Origin of the sequence: Methylosarcina fibrata AML-C10 (assembly GCF_000372865.1) — a bacterium.
In the GTDB taxonomy this organism is placed as follows: domain Bacteria; phylum Pseudomonadota; class Gammaproteobacteria; order Methylococcales; family Methylomonadaceae; genus Methylosarcina; species Methylosarcina fibrata.
Genome location: NZ_KB889965.1, coordinates 3,870,043 through 3,889,982 on the forward strand (window position 1 = coordinate 3,870,043; position 19,940 = coordinate 3,889,982).

General features: G+C 48.3%; 21 protein-coding genes. 8 read left to right on the forward strand and 13 right to left on the reverse strand.

Annotated elements, in window-relative coordinates:
- Nucleotides 1-69: 69 nt before the first annotated feature.
- The 6 genes from lpxA to efp form a co-directional block, all read right to left on the reverse strand.
- Nucleotides 70-840 (reverse strand): acyl-ACP--UDP-N-acetylglucosamine O-acyltransferase, encoded by a 771-nt coding sequence (gene lpxA / locus A3OW_RS0118100; protein WP_020564869.1) that lies wholly within the window; start codon nt 838-840, stop codon nt 70-72.
- Between the two features lie 2 nt (nt 841-842).
- The gene (gene fabZ, locus A3OW_RS0118105) at nt 843-1,286 is read right to left on the reverse strand and encodes a 3-hydroxyacyl-ACP dehydratase FabZ (RefSeq protein ID WP_020564870.1); all 444 of its coding nucleotides are present in this window, start codon (nt 1,284-1,286) and stop codon (nt 843-845) included.
- A 56-nt stretch (nt 1,287-1,342) separates the two neighbouring features.
- Complete coding sequence (locus A3OW_RS0118110) at nt 1,343-1,843, reverse strand: OmpH family outer membrane protein (protein WP_020564871.1); 501 nt, start codon at nt 1,841-1,843, stop codon at nt 1,343-1,345.
- A gap of 95 nt (nt 1,844-1,938) precedes the next feature.
- Nucleotides 1,939-4,257 carry an outer membrane protein assembly factor BamA gene (gene bamA / locus A3OW_RS0118115; protein ID WP_020564872.1) on the reverse strand — a complete coding sequence of 773 codons (2,319 nt, stop codon included), beginning with the start codon at nt 4,255-4,257 and terminating at the stop codon, nt 1,939-1,941.
- A 69-nt stretch (nt 4,258-4,326) separates the two neighbouring features.
- Nucleotides 4,327-5,307: an EF-P lysine aminoacylase EpmA gene (epmA, locus tag A3OW_RS0118120; protein WP_020564873.1), complete on the reverse strand. Its 981-nt coding sequence runs from the start codon at nt 5,305-5,307 to the stop codon at nt 4,327-4,329.
- Nucleotides 5,307-5,876, reverse strand: a complete 570-nt coding sequence (gene efp / locus A3OW_RS0118125) for an elongation factor P (RefSeq protein WP_026223713.1) — start codon at nt 5,874-5,876, stop codon at nt 5,307-5,309. Before efp ends, epmA begins: the two co-directional genes overlap by 1 nt.
- Nucleotides 5,877-5,961: 85 nt before the next feature.
- Here efp and epmB point away from each other — a divergent pair, with 85 nt between their 5' ends.
- The 3 genes from epmB (at nt 5,962) to A3OW_RS0118145 (ending at nt 9,633) form a co-directional block, all read left to right on the forward strand.
- Nucleotides 5,962-6,972: an EF-P beta-lysylation protein EpmB gene (gene epmB, locus A3OW_RS0118130; RefSeq protein WP_020564875.1), complete on the forward strand. Its 1,011-nt coding sequence runs from the start codon at nt 5,962-5,964 to the stop codon at nt 6,970-6,972.
- 154 nt (nt 6,973-7,126) lie between these two features.
- The gene (locus A3OW_RS0118140) at nt 7,127-9,370 is read left to right on the forward strand and encodes a spermidine synthase (protein WP_020564877.1); all 2,244 of its coding nucleotides are present in this window, start codon (nt 7,127-7,129) and stop codon (nt 9,368-9,370) included.
- An 11-nt stretch (nt 9,371-9,381) separates the two neighbouring features.
- Entirely contained in the window at nt 9,382-9,633 is a 252-nt protein-coding gene (locus tag A3OW_RS0118145) for a Rho-binding antiterminator (protein ID WP_020564878.1), read from the forward strand.
- Nucleotides 9,634-9,949: 316 nt separating this feature from the next.
- On the opposite strand, the gene A3OW_RS0118150 is transcribed toward A3OW_RS0118145, so the two are convergent.
- On the reverse strand, nt 9,950-10,567 hold the full coding sequence (locus A3OW_RS0118150; RefSeq protein ID WP_232422403.1) for a hypothetical protein: 618 nt from the start codon (nt 10,565-10,567) through the stop codon (nt 9,950-9,952).
- A 121-nt stretch (nt 10,568-10,688) separates the two neighbouring features.
- Between A3OW_RS0118150 and amoC the strand changes: the two genes are divergently transcribed.
- From amoC to amoB, 3 genes are all read left to right on the forward strand, one after another.
- Nucleotides 10,689-11,441 carry a bacterial ammonia monooxygenase, subunit AmoC gene (gene amoC, locus A3OW_RS0118155; RefSeq protein ID WP_020564880.1) on the forward strand — a complete coding sequence of 251 codons (753 nt, stop codon included), beginning with the start codon at nt 10,689-10,691 and terminating at the stop codon, nt 11,439-11,441.
- Between the two features lie 118 nt (nt 11,442-11,559).
- Nucleotides 11,560-12,303, forward strand: a complete 744-nt coding sequence (amoA, locus tag A3OW_RS0118160) for a bacterial ammonia monooxygenase, subunit AmoA (RefSeq protein WP_020564881.1) — start codon at nt 11,560-11,562, stop codon at nt 12,301-12,303.
- Nucleotides 12,304-12,408: 105 nt separating this feature from the next.
- Nucleotides 12,409-13,653 carry a bacterial ammonia monooxygenase, subunit AmoB gene (gene amoB / locus A3OW_RS0118165; protein WP_020564882.1) on the forward strand — a complete coding sequence of 415 codons (1,245 nt, stop codon included), beginning with the start codon at nt 12,409-12,411 and terminating at the stop codon, nt 13,651-13,653.
- A 395-nt stretch (nt 13,654-14,048) separates the two neighbouring features.
- Here amoB and A3OW_RS26090 read toward each other — a convergent pair whose 3' ends face one another.
- The 5 genes from A3OW_RS26090 to A3OW_RS0118190 form a co-directional block, all read right to left on the reverse strand.
- On the reverse strand, nt 14,049-14,390 hold the full coding sequence (locus A3OW_RS26090) for a transposase (protein WP_020564883.1): 342 nt from the start codon (nt 14,388-14,390) through the stop codon (nt 14,049-14,051).
- A 181-nt stretch (nt 14,391-14,571) separates the two neighbouring features.
- Nucleotides 14,572-15,183, reverse strand: coding sequence for a helix-turn-helix domain-containing protein (locus A3OW_RS27330; RefSeq protein ID WP_232422404.1), 612 nt, complete (start codon nt 15,181-15,183; stop codon nt 14,572-14,574).
- Nucleotides 15,141-15,860: a M48 family metallopeptidase gene (locus A3OW_RS0118175; protein ID WP_026223714.1), complete on the reverse strand. Its 720-nt coding sequence runs from the start codon at nt 15,858-15,860 to the stop codon at nt 15,141-15,143. Before A3OW_RS0118175 ends, A3OW_RS27330 begins: the two co-directional genes overlap by 43 nt.
- Before the next feature lie 506 nt (nt 15,861-16,366).
- Nucleotides 16,367-18,025 (reverse strand): chaperonin GroEL, encoded by a 1,659-nt coding sequence (gene groL, locus A3OW_RS0118185; RefSeq protein WP_026223715.1) that lies wholly within the window; start codon nt 18,023-18,025, stop codon nt 16,367-16,369.
- Nucleotides 18,026-18,077: 52 nt separating this feature from the next.
- Nucleotides 18,078-18,365: a co-chaperone GroES gene (locus A3OW_RS0118190; RefSeq protein WP_020564887.1), complete on the reverse strand. Its 288-nt coding sequence runs from the start codon at nt 18,363-18,365 to the stop codon at nt 18,078-18,080.
- A 130-nt stretch (nt 18,366-18,495) separates the two neighbouring features.
- On the opposite strand from A3OW_RS0118190, the gene A3OW_RS0118195 reads away from it, so the two are divergent.
- Nucleotides 18,496-19,266 (forward strand): HesA/MoeB/ThiF family protein, encoded by a 771-nt coding sequence (locus tag A3OW_RS0118195; RefSeq protein WP_020564888.1) that lies wholly within the window; start codon nt 18,496-18,498, stop codon nt 19,264-19,266.
- Between the two features lie 53 nt (nt 19,267-19,319).
- Here A3OW_RS0118195 and A3OW_RS0118200 read toward each other — a convergent pair whose 3' ends face one another.
- Nucleotides 19,320-19,523 (reverse strand): hypothetical protein, encoded by a 204-nt coding sequence (locus A3OW_RS0118200; RefSeq protein WP_020564889.1) that lies wholly within the window; start codon nt 19,521-19,523, stop codon nt 19,320-19,322.
- Between the two features lie 281 nt (nt 19,524-19,804).
- Here A3OW_RS0118200 and pqqA point away from each other — a divergent pair, with 281 nt between their 5' ends.
- The gene (gene pqqA / locus A3OW_RS27335) at nt 19,805-19,879 is read left to right on the forward strand and encodes a pyrroloquinoline quinone precursor peptide PqqA (protein ID WP_006892363.1); all 75 of its coding nucleotides are present in this window, start codon (nt 19,805-19,807) and stop codon (nt 19,877-19,879) included.
- Nucleotides 19,880-19,940: the final 61 nt, after the last annotated feature.

Below are 19,940 nucleotides of genomic sequence, written 5' to 3' on the forward strand. Positions count from 1 at the left end.
GATAAAGTTGGCATTCTGTCTATTAAGCCAGTGATTGCTTGAGTCAGGGCTTCAGCGGTTAGCCGATCGCTAACGCAAAATGCCGCGGCTCACGTTGCGCAAAAAATCAACCATCAGAGACAGCTCCTTGCTGTCGCCGGCCAACTCTTCCATTTGATCTATCGCGTCTTCCAGTCTGAGATTCATCTTGTAAATGATTTTGTAAGCCTTTCTGATCAATCGAATGTCTTCGGACGAGATGCCGTTGCGTTCCATGCCGACCGAATTGATGCCGTGCGGTTTGGTCGGCTTGCCTCCGACCATGATGAACGGAGGGACATCCTGCGTTATCGCGCTGCCCATCGCGGCAAAGCTGTACTGGCCGATTTTTGTAAACTGATGCACCAGGGTAAAACCGCCCAGAATGGCATGGCTGTTCAAACAGACGTGGCCGGCCAGGGAGGCGCCGTTCGCCATGATGACGTGGTCTCCGATAATGCAATCGTGGGCCACGTGCGTATAAGCCATAAACAGGTTGTCGTTGCCAATATGAGTCACGCTATGATCTTGCTGCGTTCCTCTGTGCATCGTGGCGAATTCCCGGATGGTATTGCGGTCTCCTATTTCCAGTCGGGTAATTTCGGACGCATATTTTTTATCCTGAGGATCTTCTCCGATCGAGGTGAACTGATAGATGCGGTTGTGTTTGCCTATTGCCGTGGGGCCTTTGATCACGACATGCGACCCGATTACCGTGCCCGAGTCGATTCTGACGTCGGGACCAATCACGGAATAAGGGCCGATGACAACGTCATCGGCAAGTTCGGCCTTTTTATCGATTATTGCGGTTGGATCGATCAAGGCTAATCCACCACCGCAGCGCATCGGATTTCCGCGCTTGCCACAAATTCGCCGTCCACTTCCGCGCAGCAATCAAAAGCCCAGATGTTGCGTTTGCTCTTAAGGAATTTAGCTTCCAGCATTAATTGATCACCCGGAACGACCGGTCTTTTGAACTTCGCTTTATCGATGCCGACCAAATAATAGATCATGCCGCGCAACACGTCGGGTGACGTTTCCGAAGCCAACAGGCCGGTCGTTTGTGCCAGGGCTTCTAGAATGAGGACGCCGGGCATGACCGGTCTTTGCGGAAAATGCCCTTGGAAAAAAGGTTCGTTGTAAGTCACGTTTTTAACGCCTAACAGCCTGATTCCTGGTTCGCACTCTATCACCTTGTCAACCAATAAAAACGGATACCGGTGCGGCAAAAAATCTTGTATTTGTAAAATATCTAGTTTAACGGACATGGATAAACGGTGCTACGTAAGAGTGATGAGTGAAAAAGGACCGCCAGGCGGCCGGCTTATTCCGGCATGCTTGACAGTTTTTTCTGAACCTGAGCCGTGATGTCTATCTTGTCGCTGGCAAAAATAACTCCGTCAATTAATATCAAGTCGAAATTTTGCTCCTTGGCGATCGCCTGAATAGCTTCAACGATACGGCGCTGCAATTTGCCGAGTTCTTCGTTACGGCGGGCATTAAAGTCGTAACTGGTTTCCTCTTTCGTTCTTTCGAAATCTCTTTTCTTGTTGAGTATCTTTTTTTCCAGGCTTCCGCGTTCCGAGTCGCTCATGATGGACGCATCTCTGCTCAATTTTTCGTCCAGGCTCTTGATTTCATTCAGTTGCGTATCCAATTGCTTTTTTCTGGGAGAAAATTCCTGTTCCAAACGTTTAAGGGCTTTTTCCGTTTGAGGAGTCTCTTTGAGAATGGTGGGCATGTTGACGACGCCGACCTTTAATTCGGCAAAGCTCACGTTTGCGATCAGCAACAATCCTAAAAATAAGGCAATTTTTGTTTTCATTGTCAATTTCATCTCCAGAGTTAAAGTTAAATTATATATTACTGATAATCTTGTAGATTATAGGGGATAAGCATTCTAATCCAAAACAACTTCTACTAGAAATTCTGGCCGAAGTTGAATTGGAAAAATTGTTTTTGGTCGCCCGGCTCGGTAGCCGTTCCGGATTTCGCATTTAACGGCAGGGCGGCGCTCACGGATAAGGCGCCGAATGGCGAAAGCCATTCACCGGAAACTCCGGTGGAATACCTGAGATCACTGACACTGAAGCCGTCGCTGACGGTCCCCGCATCAAAAAACGCCCCCAACCGGATCGATTTGGTTTCTGAAAAGAAAGGAACCGGGAAAAACATTTCGGCATTGCCGATGACTTTTGTCGAGCCTCCGATGGGGTTGCTCGCAACGGGTACGCCGTTGACGAGGATATGAGCTCTGGGACCTAGTGTGTAGTTCTTGTATCCCCTTACGGAGCCGGTGCCGCCGGCAAAGTAATTTTCAAAAAACGGTAGCCCGTTCGTGTCGCCGTAACCGTCTCCGTAAGCGAATTCTCCCTGCAGCCTGAAGGTGAAATCCTTGGCCAGTGGAAAGTAAACCTGGTGCTTATAGCTTAATTTATAGTATTCCAGATCGCTCCCGGGGATGGTGGCTAAAGCGGATAGCCGCTGCTGGCCGCCTTTGGTCGGGAAGAGTGCACGGTTTAACGTATCGTGAGTCCATCCTATGGAAGGAGCGAAGGTTAAAAACGAATCGCCGTATTGCTGGACAAAATCCTTAATTTCTATGTACGAGTTGTCGGTATCTCTCAGAGTAGTTTGCTTGACGTCGGCATCGAAGCGCAATTGATCAAATTCATTGAGTGGAATGCCAAAATTAATACCGGCATTATAAACGTCGGTGGAGTAACTGGCGATATTGACCTGACCGGCATCCCGACTGGTGTAACCCAGGTTATATCCTTGACTGACCCCGTCGACGGTGTAATAGGGATTAAAGAAGCCGAATTGATAAGAAGTAAGGTAACTGCTGTTGTTGAACACAAGGCTGACCCGTTTTCCCGAGCCGAAGACGTTGTCCTGGGTAATGTTGGCATTCAATACGACGCCCTGCACCTGGGAATATCCGATACCCGCCGACAGATTGCCCGAGGCCTTTTCGGTCACTTTGTAATTGACGTCAATTTGATCGGCCGTGCCGACGACCTGGGGAGTTTCGACATTGACCTCTTCAAAATAGCCCAGGCGCTCAAGACGAGTTTTCGAGCGTTCAATCTTGGAGCTGGAGGCCCAGCTTGCTTCCATTTGCCGCATTTCCCTGCGTAAGACTTCATCCCGTGTTTTGGTATTGCCTTTCATATTGATGCGGTGGACATAAGCGCGTTTGCCCGGATCGACGAAGAAGGTCATGTCGACCGTTTTCTTGGCTTCGTTGATTTCCGGCACCATATTGACGTTGGCGAAGGTATAACCTTCGTCGCCTAAACGCTCGGCAATGGCTTTCGAGGTTTCCGTCGCATTTTTTCTGGAAAAAATCTCGCCGGGGCCGACGCTGACCAGTTTGATCAGTTCTTCCGGCTTAACGATGAGATTGCCTGCCAGTTTTACTTTTTCCAGCGAATAAATGTCGCCTTCCTTGACGTTGATGGTGACATAGATGTCCTTTTTGTCCGGGGTGATCGCAACCTGAGTGGATTCGATCGAGAAATTGATATATCCCCGGTCGAGATAGTAGGAGCGCAGAGATTCCAGGTCGGCCGACAACTTTTGTTTGGAATATTGATCGTCCTTGGTATAGAAGGACAACAAATTGGTCGTGCTTAATTGCAGCGCGCCCAGCAAGGTTTTGTCGTCGAATGCCTTGTTGCCGACGATATTGATCTGTTTGATCTTGGTGACCCTGCCCTCGGAAATCTGAATATGGATTCCGACCCGGTTGCGAGTCAGCGGGGTAACTTCGGTTTTAATCTTTAAGGCGTATTTGCCGTGGCTGAGATATTGGCGGTTTAATTCCTGCTCGACTTTATCGAGCACCTGTCGGTTGAAGACTTTGCCTTCCGACAAACCGATCGAATCCAAAGCCTTCGTCAAATCTTCCTTGCTTAAGTCCTTGTTGCCTTCGAATATGATTTTTGCAATGGAAGGACGCTCCACGACGTTGACGATAAGCGTGGAGCCTTCCCGTTCCAGCGAAATGTCCTTGAAGAAACCGGTTTTGAATAGGGCTTTAATGGCCGGAGCGGCATTGTCCAGAGAAAATGTATCGCCTACGTTGACCGGCAGGTAGTTGTAAACCGTGCCTAATGAAATACGCTGTAAACCTTTGACCTGAATATCCTTGACTATAAACTCTTCATCGGCTTTAGCGGCCTGGGCCATCAGCAGGCACAGAAAAAGCAGGCGAGAAAAGGAATTTAATTTCATGTGGTCGTCGAAAAAAAGATCGTAAATTTATAATCTTTTTGATTATAACATGGAAAATATTCAAACAGCTTAAGCCCGATCGATCGGAAAGCAGAGCACTTCGTCGATCGAAGGTTTCTGTAACAATACCATCAGCAGCCGGTCCAGGCCGATGGCCATTCCCGAGCAATCGGGCAATCCTGCCGCCAGAGCCGCAATAAGCCGGGTATCTTTTACCGCGGCAGGGAGTTGTCTTTCGCTTCTGATCGTCAATTCTTCATTGAACCGCCGCTCTTGTTCTTCCGCATGGCTTAATTCGTAATAACCGTTCCCCAATTCCACGCCATCGATGAACAGTTCGACCCGATCGGTCGTTTGAGGTTTGTGTTCATTCAGGCGCGCCAGGGACGATTGGCAGGCAGGGTAACCATAGACCATGCATAATGCGTTCTTGCCGAGATGAGGCTGAACTTTATGGCTGAACAAAAAATCCAGCCAGAGAGAGTGGTCGTGGCCGCAAATGTCCACCGCCTCGCCGAGGGCATTATCCCGGGCGTAAGCGCAGTAATCCTCGTAGGCAAACCGCAGCGGATTCAAACCAGTATGGCGCTGAAACACTTCCTGATAGCTTATTCTCAGCGTCGCCTGCAACGGACGCCGTTCCTTGAACAGGTTTTGAATGAGCGCCTCGCAATCATCCATCAAACGGGACAGGTCAAAGCCGACGCGGTACCATTCCAGCAGGGTAAATTCCGGATTATGAAACCGCCCCGATTCGCCGTTTCTGAACGATTTGCCTATCTGATAAATCGAGCCGCTGCCCGCGGCCAGCAGCCGCTTCATCGCAAATTCAGGCGAAGTCTGAAGAAAAAGGGTTTGCCGTTGCGGAGCCCAATTGAACTCGGTGCTGAAGTAGGCCAGTTGTGGATCGGTGCCGATGGCCCGACCGAGCAGAGGCGTTTCCACCTCCAGAACCGAGTGTTCCAGAAAATAATTACGAATCGACCGGAGCATGTGCGCTCTTGCGCGCATCAGTTCCACGGAGCAGGTCGGCTGCCATTCGGTCGACACTATTCTTTTACGCGCGAAACGTACTCGCCGGTTCGGGTGTCGACTTTGATCACTTCGCCCGTCTGCACGAACAAAGGCACTCGAACCACGGCGCCTGTTTCCAGAGTAGCCGGCTTGCCGCCGCCGCCGGAAGTGTCTCCGCGCACGCCGGGATCGGTTTCAGTGATGGCCAGCTCGACAAAGTTGGACGGAGATACCGCCAGGGGGACGTCGTTCCATAAAGTAACCGTGCACATGTCCTGGTCTTTGAGCCATTTGGCCGCTTCGCCGACCGACTTTTCATCGGCCTGGTACTGTTCGAACGTATCGGGTTTCATGAAATGCCTGAACGAGCCGTCGTTGTAAAGATATTGCATCTCTACGTCCACCACGTCGGCGCCTTCGAGAGATTCTCCCGATTTAAAGGTTCTTTCTATGACTCGACCGGTTTTCAGGTTTCTGATCTTGACCCGGTTAAACGCCTGGCCTTTTCCGGGTTTGACAAATTCATTTTCGATGATGGCGCAAGGGTCGTTGTCCAGCATGACTTTTAACCCGGCTCTGAATTCATTGGTGCTAAAACTAGCCATTTTCTCCTCGAGACTCTTAAAAACAATGTAAAATCTTACCATTATAATAGAGGCCTGTATCGAGATAAATTAAATAAGTTAATTCATGTCAGAAATTCCAGCCGAAATACGGCATTATCAAAAAAATTGGCAGCAGCAGCTTGCCGAAGCGATCGGTTCTCTTGAAGAGTTGTGTGCTTATCTGGATTTGCCGATGGACCAGTTGCCGGTATCGGTGGCCGCTGCAAAGGATTTTCCTTTGCGGGTTCCGCTGAATTTTGCCGACTGCATGGAAAAAGGCAACCCGAACGACCCTTTGTTGCGGCAGATTTTACCGGTACGGGATGAGCTGACGTTCTATCCGAATTATAGCGACGACCCGGTAGGGGATCTTCAGGCGGCGACGGAGTCCGGCGTTCTGCATAAATACCACGGCCGGATGCTGATGATTAATACCGGCAGTTGCGCAATCCACTGCCGCTATTGTTTTCGGCGCAATTTTCCTTACGGCGACTTTCAACTGAGCAAACAGCGGGAGTTTGCCGCCGTGCAGTCGATTCGGGAGGATTCCTCCATTACGGAAGTCATCCTGAGCGGCGGTGATCCGTTGCTTCTGAATGATGCGAGGTTAGGCAGCCTTATTCGGGAGTTGTCGGCCGTCGGTCATTTGCGGCGGATCAGGATACACAGCCGTTTGCCCGTGGTGCTGCCGTCCCGCATTACCGAAAAGTTGGTAGGTTTGCTTGTTGAAAGCGGTAAGCAGATCATTCTGGTAATCCACTGCAATCATGCGAGAGAAATCAATGACCGCGTCGCGGCCGCTTGCCGCATTTTAAACGGGAGCGGCATCACTGTGCTCAATCAATCGGTGCTGTTAAAAGGCGTGAACGACAGTGCCGATGCGCTGTGCGAATTGAGCGAGCGTTTGTTTGGTGTCGGCGTTATTCCTTATTACCTGCATTTACTGGATAAAGCCAGGGGAACCGGGCACTTTGAAGTATCCAGGACGGAGGCTCTGGCGATTCTCCGACAGGTGCAGAACAGATTGCCCGGCTATCTTGTGCCCAGGCTCGTGCAGGAGCAGGCCGGCGCGCCGGCCAAGCAGCATGTTTATTGAGCATTGTCCGTGCGCCAACGATTCGGCGATTTTTTGCCAAAATAAACCGGTTTTTCTGGCGAAGCAATTTTCCGATGAACCATTCCCGCTCAAATGGTTTATCATTAGCGCTTTTTTAAAAAATAACAAGCTCAGAGAGCGCCCTGATTAAATAATGAGCCAGCATTCACAATCAAATACCGACCGCAGCTTCTCACTCATCCTGTTGTTTGCGGTGACTCTATTTATCAGCGCATCGCTGATGTTTGTCCTGCAGCCCATGTTCGGAAAATTGCTGCTGCCCCTCCTCGGAGGGTCGCCTTCCGTCTGGAATACCTGCATGGTTTTCTACCAAAGCATTCTGTTTCTTGGCTATTTGTACGCCCATGGCCTTTCCACTACGCAAAGCCACCATCGTCAGGTTTTGCTCCACGCCGGGGTTATATTGGTCAGTCTTGTTGCCTTGCCCGTGGGCTTGCCGGAACAGGTCTCGCCGCCCACCGACAGCAATCCGACGCTATGGCTCTTGTGGACGCTTTTGCTTTCGATCGGGCTGCCTTTTTTTGTGGTCTCGACGACTGCGCCGCTGATGCAGAAATGGTTCGCCGGCGTCGGCCACCATACCAGTCACGACCCTTATTATCTGTACGCAGCCAGCAATGCCGGCAGTTTGATTGCTCTGCTCAGCTATCCGTTTTTGCTGGAGCCTCATGTCGGCTTGGCCGAGCAGCAACAATACTGGAGCATCGGTTATGTTCTGCTGGGCGTGCTGGTGGCGGGCTGTGCTTTTGTCTTGTGGAAATCGCAGCAAAAAGAAGCGGCAACCGAGGAAAGTGTTCTCGAAGACATCACGTTGCAGCCGGTCACCAAGTTGCACTGGCTGGCGCTGGCTTTCGTCCCTTCGAGCCTGCTGCTGGGACTGACCAATTTTATCAGTACCGACATTGCCTCCGTGCCTTTGTTGTGGATTATCCCGTTAACCTTGTATTTGTTGTCGTTCATTCTGGTTTTTTCCAAGTGGGGCGATCGCATTCATCCGGTTATGGTCTCCTTGCAGCCGATGGTGTTGCTGCCGTTCATCGCCTATTCGTTCATCAATCCGGCGGTACTTCCTTACTGGGTTGATTTGGGGCTGCATCTTACGGCGTTTTTCATTGCCGTGATGGTGTGTCACGGCGAGTTGGCCCGGCTTCGCCCCCATACCCGCTACTTGACGACTTTTTATCTCATCATGTCGTTTGCGGGCATGCTCGGCGGCATGTTCAATACGTTTGTGGCGCCTTTCGTATTTAACGGCGTCTATGAATATCCTATCATGATCGTTGCGGCGCTGTTGCTGCGTCCCGGACTGAAGTCGTCTGTCGAGTCCGGTAAACTGGGCTGGTTGCGGCAAGCGATCTTCCCGGCGGTGTTGCTGGTGATGGGGATGGCGATTTATGCCGGCATCGACAATTTGCCGGATTACCTGGATACGATCGGCGTCGGTTTGATCTTGCTGGCCGGTTTGTCTTATTCTTTTCGGGCCAAGCCTTTAACGCTGGCTTTGTTGAGCGGCATTCTCATTTTTTTCACGATGGCCCTGCATGGGCTCTTGTCCAATACGCTCTATCAGGAACGCACTTTTTTTGGCGTGCTGTCGGTACGGGAAAGCGTTTTGATCAACGAGCAAAACCGGCCGGAAAAATATCACGAGTTTTTCCACGGAACGACCAAGCACGGGGCTCAGCGCCTGGCGGCCGACGTGTCGCGTACTCCGTTGACTTATTTCAGCCGTCCGGGTCCTATCGGACAACTGTTCAGCGTGTTCGATAACAGCGACCGGAATTGGACCGTCGGCATTATCGGCCTGGGGGCGGGAACCCTGGCCTGCTATGCCAAGGAAGGGCAAAACTGGACGTTTTACGAGCTGGATCCGCTGGTGGTGGAGATTGCCGAGAATCCGGCTTATTTCAGCTACATCAGCCAGTGCAATCCGAAGGTCAACATGGTCGTCGGCGATGCCCGGCTGTCTCTGGAAAAGGAACCCGATCAAAAATTCGATCTCTATATTGTGGATGCTTTCAGCTCCGATTCGATCCCCATCCATTTGCTGACGCAGGAAGCCATTCGGCTTTACTTCAAGAAGCTGAAGCCGAACGGCATACTGGCGCTGCATATCACTAACCGGCATTTGGCTTTGAAAAAAGTATTGTCGGATCATGCCAAGCGGCTGGGCCTTTCGGCGCTGATTCAGGAATTTAAGCCGTCAACCGATATTCCGCTCGTCGTGGCAACGGACTGGGTGGTGATGGCGGCCAAGCCGGAAACGTTGGAGTCCTTGCGGACCAGTAACCTGGGAGAGTGGCAAAAGTTGCCGCTTTATTTCGATTTGAAACCTTGGACCGACGATTTCAGTAATATTGTTACTATCTGGAAATAAAGGAGAGCGTCATGAGCCAATCCCCCATTTCGTGCGAGCTTCATGATTATATTGAAATAGCCTGCATGCACCGGTATCAGATAAAAATCAAATTGAAGGGCGGTCGAGTCGTAACGGGAGTGGCGGTCGACACGTCGGTTACCGCCGAAAAGAAGGAGTGTCTGGTGATCGAAAACGGAGAAAGGCAGTCGATTGAATTGACTCAGATAGCCAGAATTGAGGCTTTGTCACCCGATGCCGTTTTTAAGGAAATCGACTTCTAGAAAACTCTGCCTGCACAATTCGATTGTAGTCACGTAAGGTATTTTCTGGAGAATTTACATCCGGTCTTCGGAACTTCTCCGGAATTTCGAGTTATACGCTGAGGTTGAATAAACTCACCTGAGCCGTGCCAATGACGAAATTAACGGGCGTGGCCGGCAGGGAGGGAGGGTTCCGATAAATAAATCGAACTCCTCCGCCACGTTGTAAAATTTCTTTTTCCGGGTTGGTTGTCGGCATTGCTTCTGCCGTTGGTTTTCGTCCATGGGAGGGGTAAACTCAGGCTCCGTTTGGCTTGATTCAAGGATAAAGAATCTTTTAAAGCCCTTCGATGCCGGATATTCCGACCAATGTCCAATTGTCAAAGTCCATGGCTCCTTCCTGATTTTCGCCTTCATCATAGGTAATGCGGCACAGATATTTTTGAGCAGTGCCGCCTCCGCCCGATTTGTCGCCGATCGTGATTTCGGCATTTACCATAAATTGATAATTGCCGAGGCTCCAGACTTTTAGAGGTTTTTCGGCAAATTCAACCGATTGGTCGGAGTCAAGCTCGGATTTGATATAGTTGTTGCAATGCATGAAAGCGATATCGCCCAGCTCTGTGGAGATGGGTAATTGGCTGCCTTGATCTTTGGTGTCGACAAGAAAGGCGTCTGACTTGATCACGTCATTCACCAGAGGCATGATCACCTTGTTCTGGAAGAAAATGAGCAGGCCAAGTCCGACAATCAGTACAAGCAGGCTGTATTTTTTAAGAAAATTTTTCATGGATGTCAGGGGTTGATCGAATAGTTCAGGTGGGGCAATTGTAACAGAAATCATGGTTTTAAAGGCATGTGATTTTATGGGTGGCAAGGGGCCTATTGCCAAAATCCGCTTAAGACTATTTTTGGACTTGACAAGGGGGTGCGAGCTGGTAAACTGTGGTTTCATCAAATTGACTTGATGCATTCGATTATTTTTTTAAATAAGAAGAGTGGGAACAGGGATCAGTAATAAAAAAAGACTCCCGGTCGACGTCGGCTGGGGATTTGATAATTTTTAGGAGGTAGAAATGGCAGCTACAACTGAATCAGTGAAAGCTGATGCTGCGGAAGCACCGCTGTTAAATAAAAGAAATCTGTTCCTGGGCGTAGCACTGTATAACGTGTTTTATGCATGGGTTCGCTGGTACGAAGGTGTTTATGGCTGGTCCGCTGGTCTTGACTCATTCGCGCCAGAATTTGAAACGTACTGGATGAACTTCCTGTACATCGAGTTCGTTCTGGAAGTATCGACTGCAGGTATTCTGTGGGGCTACATCTGGAAAACTCGTGACCGTAAAGTTATGTCGATCACTCCAAGAGAAGAGTTGAGAAGACACTTCACGCACTGGATCTGGCTGGTTTGCTACAGCGTTGCAATTTACTTCGGCGCTAGCTACTTCACAGAGCAAGATGGTACATGGCATCAAACGATCGTTCGCGATACCGACTTCACTCCAAGTCACATTATCGAGTTCTATCTGAGCTATCCTATCTACATCATCACCGGTGGTGCGTCTTATCTTTACGCTAAAACCAGACTGCCAACCTATCAGCAAGGTCACTCCATTGCTTACATGGTTGCCATTGTAGGTCCTTTCATGATTCTGCCAAACGTTGGTTTGAACGAATGGGGTCATACTTTCTGGTTTATGGAAGAGTTGTTCGTTGCTCCTTTGCACTACGGCTTCGTATTCTTCGGATGGGCTGCTTTGGGTGTATTGGGTGTACTGAACATCGAAGTTTCGGCACTTTCAAAACTTCTGAAAAAAGACCTGGCTTAATATTAGCCTGAGCTTGTAATAACTATCTCCTAGCTGTTTCGTCACCAAGTTGTTGGCGAAACAGCATAGAGAAAGATAGTAAATAAAAATAATTTTAAATCCTTTAGGAGGTAAGCTAATGAGCGCATCTCAATCAGCTGTACGTTCACGCGCGGAAGCAGTTAAAGTTTCTCGCACGTTCGATTGGCTAATCTGTTTTGCTTTGTTCTTCACCATTCTCGGTGGCTATCACGTTCACTTCATGTTGACTGGTGGTGACTGGGATTTCTGGACAGACTGGAAAGACCGTCGTCTTTGGGTAACCGTGTTGCCTATCGTTGGTATTACATTCCCAGCGGCTGTTCAAGCAGTTCTGTGGTGGCGTTACCGTCTGCCATTCGGCGCAATACTGGCCGTTCTGGGCCTGTTGTTCGGCGAATGGGTCAACAGATACTTCAACTTCTGGGGATGGACTTACTTCCCAGTTAACTTTGTATTCCCATCACAATTCGTTCCAGGCGCTATCGTTCTGGACGTAATTCTGATGTTGTCTAACAGCATGCAGTTGACTGCCGTTATCGGTGGTTTGGCTTACGGTTTGCTGTTCTATCCAGGCAACTGGCCAGTCATCGCTCCATTGCACGTGCCTGTTGAATACAACGGCATGGTAATGACTCTGGCTGACTTGCAAGGTTACCACTACGTAAGAACTGGTACCCCTGAGTACATCCGGATGGTTGAAAAAGGTACACTGAGAACTTTCGGTAAAGACGTTGCTCCAGTATCTGCGTTCTTCTCTGGTTTCGTGAGTATCATTATCTACTTCTTGTGGCATTTCTTCGGAAGATGGTTCGGACAACAAACATTCACTCAACAAACCTAGTCGCTTGTTGAAAGAGTTTGTATCTGAATAAAAATAATGACTAGCAGAAATAAAACTGCTGGATACTCTAGAAACTATAGATTCTCTATTAATAGAGGAGGATATATGAAATTGATAAAAGACAAAGTGGCAAAATTATCCTTTGTCGCACTGCTGTTGACTGTTACGGCAGCGATGTTCTACACGCCAACTGCATCAGCTCATGGTGAAAAATCGCAAGCGGCATTCATGCGTATGCGTACAATTCACTGGTACGATCTTAACTGGTCAAAAGAAGTATTGGCCGTTAACGATACAATGACAATTTCCGGTAAATTCCTGGTATTCGCAGGATGGCCTGAAACTGTTGACAAACCAGAAAGCGCATTCCTGAACATTGGTATTCCTGGACCAGTATTTATCCGTGCTGGATCTTGGATCGGTGGTCAATTGGTTCCTCGTTCCGTTAGTCTGGAATTGGGCGAAACTTATGAGTTCAAAGTATTGTTGAAAGCACGTCGTCCAGGTGACTGGCACGTTCACACTATGATGAACGTTGAAGGCGGTGGTCCAATCATTGGTCCAGGTAAATGGGTAACCATCACCGGTTCAATGAGCTCGTTCACCAACCCAATCACCACTTTGACCGGTCAAACAATCGACCTGGAAACTTACAACCTGAGCAACACCTATTTCTGGCATACTTTCTGGTATGCTATCGGTGTCGCTTGGATGGTTTACTGGATGCGTAAGCCAATGTTTGTTCCTCGCATGATTGCTGTTGACGCTGGCAAAGGTGATTCGTTGATCACTGGAACCGATAAAAAAGTTGCTCTGGCATTCGCTGCCGGTTCAATCGCTATCGTTGCATTCACAATGCAAAGCACCAACTCACAATACCCTGTAACAACTCCATTGCAAGCAGGCTTGTTGCGTGGCATGAAACCAATCGAAATGCCAACTCCGACTGTTAGCGTGAAAGTTGACGATGCTACCTATCGTGTACCAGGCCGTTCGATGAACATGACTCTGACCGTAACCAACAACGGTGATTCAGCAGTCCGTTTGGGTGAATTCAACACTGCTGGCGTTCGTTTCCTGGATGCCAACGTAACTGAAGACACCACCGGTTACCCAGATGACTTGTTGGCTCCAGAAGGTCTGACTGTTAGCGATAACAGCCCACTGGCTCCTGGTCAAACAAGAACCATCCAAGTAAACGCATCTGACGCAGCTTGGGAAGTATATCGTTTGGCTGACTTGATCTACGATCCAGACAGCCGTTTTGCTGGTTTGCTGTTCTTCCACGACGAAAATGGCAACAAGCAAGTCGTAACGATCGACGCTCCATTAATCCCAACATTCATCTAATGAGTGAATTAGCCTAATACTTGTTAAAAGGCTAATTGGGTAAACCCCCGCTTTCGAAAGAAGGCGGGGGTTTTTTATTTTATAGGGTTTGTTATTCTCTAAGATGTGATACTGAAAATTAAATTTTTTGAAAAGCGCGTCAAAAAATCAAAAATCGGGTTTTCGTGAAAAAACGGAAAGTGGGAAAAAAGCTCAATAAATAACAGCGCGCTTAATCGATTTTCAATCTGGAATTATTTCTAATTGCATCAGCCAATGAAGTCGTCATTTCAGAGCATAAGGCGCTTAGATGAGCCTTTATTTTGCATTCGGCTTCCATGTTGACTTGTCAGTCAATACAGTTTTTGCCGGTATTGAAGCGATGCCTGGAATTTCATATAGCTCAAGATAAGTTCTTAGCAGAAAGTCAGTTGGTATTGAGCGCCAAAACCAGCGGTAATTTCATCAATAGCTTGCTCAAGTTCAGATGGCGTAAACGATTTGAAAGGCAACCACTCGTATTTCATTTTGCGCCATAGCATTTCAATGCGGTTCAACTCAGGACTGTACGGGGGCAAAAAGTAAAAACGCATGCCTTTTTCTTCCAGTAAGTCCCAATAAGGCTTGAGTTTTTTGGCAGTATGAATCGAAGCATTATCCAAAATGACTACGAGCGGTTTTTTTATTCGCTCAATCAGCCCCATCAAAAAACCAAAGAACCACAAACCGTTTACGCTTTTCCACAATTTAGCCAGCATCAGTGCTCCCGAAGATCAAAGAGCGCCAATGACATTCAAACGTTGCCCCCGCTTTGCCGTGACGGCGTGGGTCTCACCACTTTTCGTCCAGGCCGAGCGATTAGGAGGTTGTGCTGAGAATCCTGCCTCATCCACGTAAGCCAATTCAATTTCACCCGCGTTCGCTTGCCGGATCAATCCGTTAATCTCGTGTTGGGCTTGTTCGAAGCGTTCGGGATCGCGCTTTTTTTTTTAAACTATAGCGCGTTCGTTTCCACACGTAGCCCAAGAGTTTGAGTTCAGTTCGCAAGGTCGTCGGTCCAATATGGACTTGATATTGCTCTGCTAAGCGCGTTAATAATTCTCGGGATGATAAAGCTTCGGCTTCAACCCATTGTCCTAATTGTTGCCGATGTTCATTGGTCAGTTTCGTCGGGGCGCCGCTTCGGGGCTGATCCGGTAAACTGGCTAAGCCTCGCTTCAACCATTTACGTCGCCGAATACGAACCGCTTCTCGACACAGATTCTGTTGCTCGGCCACTTCTTTAACGGTTTTTCCAGAGGCCAATAATAAAACCGTCTCGGCGCGCTCACGTTCACGCCAATCAGAGCTCTTCTTTATGACTGCCCGTAGACAATCACTTTCAATTTCCATTAACTCTACCCGTGCCAAATGATGTTCCTTAGCTGTATCCAAATACTCAATAGCATAACGCAAACGGACTTCTTGCGAAGCACTTACAATTATTGGTTTCAAAACTTGAAAAGCATCTACAGTCCATGCATCAAAGCGCTTCCAAATTGTTTTAACCAATATCTCTGATTTTGATAATCGGGCAGATGATGCGCAACTAGAGTCCAGAAATGGTGCGAATGATTTCTAAATTGAATATGACAAAGTTCATGAACGACAACGTACTCAAGAACAGGAAGAGGAGCCAGAATAAGAAGCCAGTTGATATTAATATCATTGTGAATACCGCAACTTCCCCACCGTGTTTTCTGGCTTTTTATGGAGATAGAGCGAGGAAAAAGATTTTTGTTTGGCGCGTGCTGCTGCACTATTAATTCCACTTGAAGTTTTAATTGCTGCTTCATCCAGACGGTCAAGGCTTGTCTAATCGCATGACTGGAAGATTCGTTTAAAAGGTATTCGGGAACCGATGCAATAAATTCATCCGCTAATTCGATTTTGACCTTTTTTAATTTTGACGGACGAACGACAAGGGGATAAAACACTCCTAAATAAGGAATGTTTACTCCATGATGATAGCTTTCTGGAGATAATCTGTTGTATTGCGATTTTTTGGATTCCAATTTTTTTAAAGCATTGGTAATCCATTGCTGTTGCGATAAAACAAATTGGTGCAGTTTATGTTCGGAAACATGGCGGGGAGCCACTACTTCAATTTTGCCCGGTGCGACGATTATTCTCGTTTTAATTGCACGTTCACTGCGGCGTATTTGATAGTGGAAAGGCAAAGAATTCAAGTATGACAATATGAAAAGTGGATAATGAAGCTGAAATTCCTACTTGTTGGCATCGATAAGATTGGAATAAAAACTAAAAACAAGAGATTTATTATAGCTGCGGAAAGAGAGTGTCAAAAAAACCGGTTCAGGGTAACGCCGATCAAATCAATAGAATTCCAGTAGGAAATTTCCATGCTTCTTATTATCATCAATGGCTCATCTAAGTCAACAGTTTTTCAATAAGTCATTAGCAAATAAAAAACTTTGTAATGGTCCCATTTATCATAATGGGAAGACCAAATAGGAGAATTAGGAAAAGCGATATCATTGCTTAAAAAGCTTGATCAATTTGCTTTGCAAGGATTTTCGAAAGGACGACTGGACTTCGGTAATCCCCTGTCTTTGCCAGGAGCTGAGAAGAAATTTATATTGTTAGATCTCGGCTTCTTCGAATATAAAAAACCCGCTTGGCTGTAATATACCAAGCGGGTTTTTGTTTTAAAGAAACGAGGCTTTAAGACGACTTACATCATGCCGCCCATGCCGCCCATTCCTCCCATACCGCCCATGCCGCCCATATCCGGCATGCCTGAGCCTTTGGTATCGGCTGGAGCGTCGGCTATCATGACTTCAGTGGTCAGCATCAGGCCGGCAACGGACGCTGCGTTTTGAAGCGCGGTGCGGGTTACTTTGGCCGGGTCCAGAATGCCCATTTCGATCATGTCGCCGTATTGACCGGTTGCCGCGTTATAACCAAAGCTGCCGCTCCCTTTCTTGACTTCGTTGAAGACCACGGAAGGCTCGTCGCCGGCGTTGGCAACGATTTGACGCAGAGGTTCTTCAATCGCACGGCGAAGAATATTAATGCCGACGGTTTGATCGTGGTTGGCGCCTTCCAGTTTTTCCAGTGCCGAGATGGCGCGAACCAGTGCGGTACCGCCGCCCGCTACGACGCCTTCTTCAACGGCTGCGCGGGTGGAATGCAGAGCATCTTCAACACGGGCCTTCTTTTCTTTCATTTCGATTTCAGTCGCTGCGCCGACTTTGATGACGGCAACGCCGCCTGCCAATTTGGCCAGGCGTTCCTGCAATTTTTCCTTGTCATAATCGGAAGTGGCTTCTTCGGCCTGGGCGCGAATTTGCGCGACTCGGCCTTTGATTTTATCTTCGGAGCCGGCGCCGTCGATGATGGTGGTATTGTCTTTGGTAATTTGCACCCGTTTGGCTGTGCCCAGTTGAGAAAGCTCGGCTTTTTCCAGAGTCAGGCCGACTTCTTCCGCAATGACGGTGCCGCCGGTCAGGACGGCGATGTCTTCCAGCATGGCTTTGCGGCGATCACCGAAACCGGGCGCCTTGACCGCTGCTACTTTCACAATGCCGCGAATTGTGTTGACAACCAGAGTGGCAAGAGCTTCGCCTTCCACGTCTTCGGCAACGATTAGCAGAGGGCGTCCCGATTTGGCGACTGCTTCCAGGACCGGCAACATTTCGCGAATATTCGAGATTTTCTTCTCATAAATCAGGATCAGAGGATCGTCCAGTTCGACGCTCATGCTGTCCTGTTTGTTGATGAAATAAGGAGACAGATAGCCGCGGTCGAATTGCATGCCTTCTACCACGTCCAGTTGGTTATCCAGGCCGGAGCCTTCTTCAACGGTGATCACGCCTTCCTTGCCGACTTTTTCCATGGCTTCAGCAATAATTTTCCCTACAGACTCGTCCGAGTTGGCCGAGATGGTGCCGACCTGAGCAATCGCTTTGTTGTCGGTGCATGGTGCAGCGGAAGCCACGATCGCATCGACGGCTTTGGCCACCGCCAAATCAATGCCGCGTTTCAGATCCATCGGATTCATGCCGGCGGCGACCGCTTTCAAACCTTCGTTAACGATGGATTGCGCCAAGACCGTCGCGGTGGTGGTGCCGTCTCCGGCGACATCGGAAGTGTGAGAGGCGACTTCTTTAACCATTTGAGCGCCCATGTTTTCGAATTTGTCTTTTAATTCGATTTCTTTTGCAACCGATACACCGTCTTTAGTAATGGTTGGAGCGCCGAAGCTTTTATCCAGAATTGCATTGCGACCTTTGGGGCCCAATGTGACTTTTACCGCATTTGCCAAAATATTCACGCCTCTGGCCATACGGCTGCGAGCGTCATCGCCAAAATATACGTCTTTTGCTGCCATTTTTATTCCCAACTATGTAAATAAGTGATTGTAGATAAGAGAACGTTTGGGTTTAACCCAAAATACCCATGATGTCGTCTTCTCTCATGACGATGAGTTCTTCACCGTCAACCTTGACTTCGTTACCAGAGTATTTACCGAAAAGCACTTTGTCGCCGACTTTGACCTGTAGTGGGCGAACCTGGCCGTTATCCAGTGCTTTGCCTTCGCCGACAGCCAGAACCACGCCCTGGCTTGGTTTTTCAGCCGCGGAACCAGGCAGGACAATACCGCCGGCGGAAGTCAGCTCTTCTTCAACGCGTTTGACTATCACTCTGTCGTGTAACGGACGTATTTTCATTCAATATCTCCTAACGTTAAAATTAAAAATTATTAGCACTCGCTAGTAATGAGTGCTAATGATAATCAGCTTTTGCAGTCTGTCAAGTTCTTTGGCATCATCCGCTTTTCAAGATTTAAAAAACGAAACAATGAACGACAATCAATTATTACGATACAGCCGCCAAATCATGCTGCCCCAGATCGATGTGGAAGGGCAGCAAAAATTGCTTTCCGCTCACGTACTTATTGTCGGCGCAGGCGGTTTGGGTTCGCCCGCGGCCATTTATCTTGCCGCTGCCGGAGTCGGCCGTATCAGCCTGTTCGATGATGACGAAGTGGATTTATCCAATCTGCAAAGGCAGATTGCTCACTACACTGACGATATAGGGACGGCGAAGGTAATTTCAACCCGGCAAACATTGAATCGCTTGAATCCGGACGTGGATGTCCGGGCCGTAAAACAGAGATTGATGAGCGTGGAGCTTGAGCAGGAAGTCATGAACGCCGACGTTGTAATCGATTGCAGCGATAATTTCGCTACCCGTTTTGCCATTAACAAAGCGTGTGTCGAACAGAAGACGCCTTTGGTGTCCGGGGCGGCGATCCGGTTTGAAGGCCACATTTCCGTATTTACCCCTGGCCGAAATGATAGCCCTTGTTATAATTGCCTGTACCATTTTGACGGGGAAGAGCAGTTGAATTGCTCGACGAATGGCGTCATTGCTCCCATTACCGGGATAATCGGCAGTATTCAGGCGCTGGAAGCAATGAAGCTGATCATGGCCGTCGGCGAAACCTTGTGCGGACGGTTATTGCTGGTGGACGGGCTGTCGATGGAATGGAACACTCTGAAGTTAAAAAAGAACCCGTCCTGTCCCACTTGCGGTGATAGCGGAAAAATATCCGGTAGGGAATCATAAAAGGCTTCCGGGTGCGTACTGAAACTCCCGGAAGCCCATTGAGCGTTGTTTATTTATTTGCCTATGATTCCTTTAATGGTAGTTATGGCCTTTTCGGCAAAATCGTTGATCACCGAAGGGCTGTCGCCATGCGGCTCCGTTTCGCCAAACGGTTTTGCATTGATTTGGGTAAATTTATAAATGAAATAGCCCAAGGGTGCAAACGTCGCTGCCGCGAAAACGAGCATAACTACCCATAATTCAACCACTTCACCCATGACACCTCCTCAAGATTTTTTAATTATTGTAATCGGTGAAGTCCGATAATACTCTTTTCTCCGGTAAAAAACACCCGTATCTTCATCTTATTCCTCGTAAATGTAACCAGAGCGGACGAGCCGTTTTCGGAGCTATGGAAAACAATTGTCTTCGGTCTCCGGTGGGGCAGGATAATTTTAGCCGGCCAAGGTTGCGTTAACAAAGGGTTCATCGTATACTTCGAGCTGGCTTACTTGATCAAGCTGGCATAAACACAAAAAAACTTCTGGAGGTTAATACAATGAAATGGGAAACACCAAGCTATACTGACCTGCGTTTCGGCTTCGAAGTGACGATGTATATTTACAATCGTTGATTACGATACGATCTATGGAAACAAGGGGGTTCGTCGAGAACCCCTTTTTTTTGCCTGAACT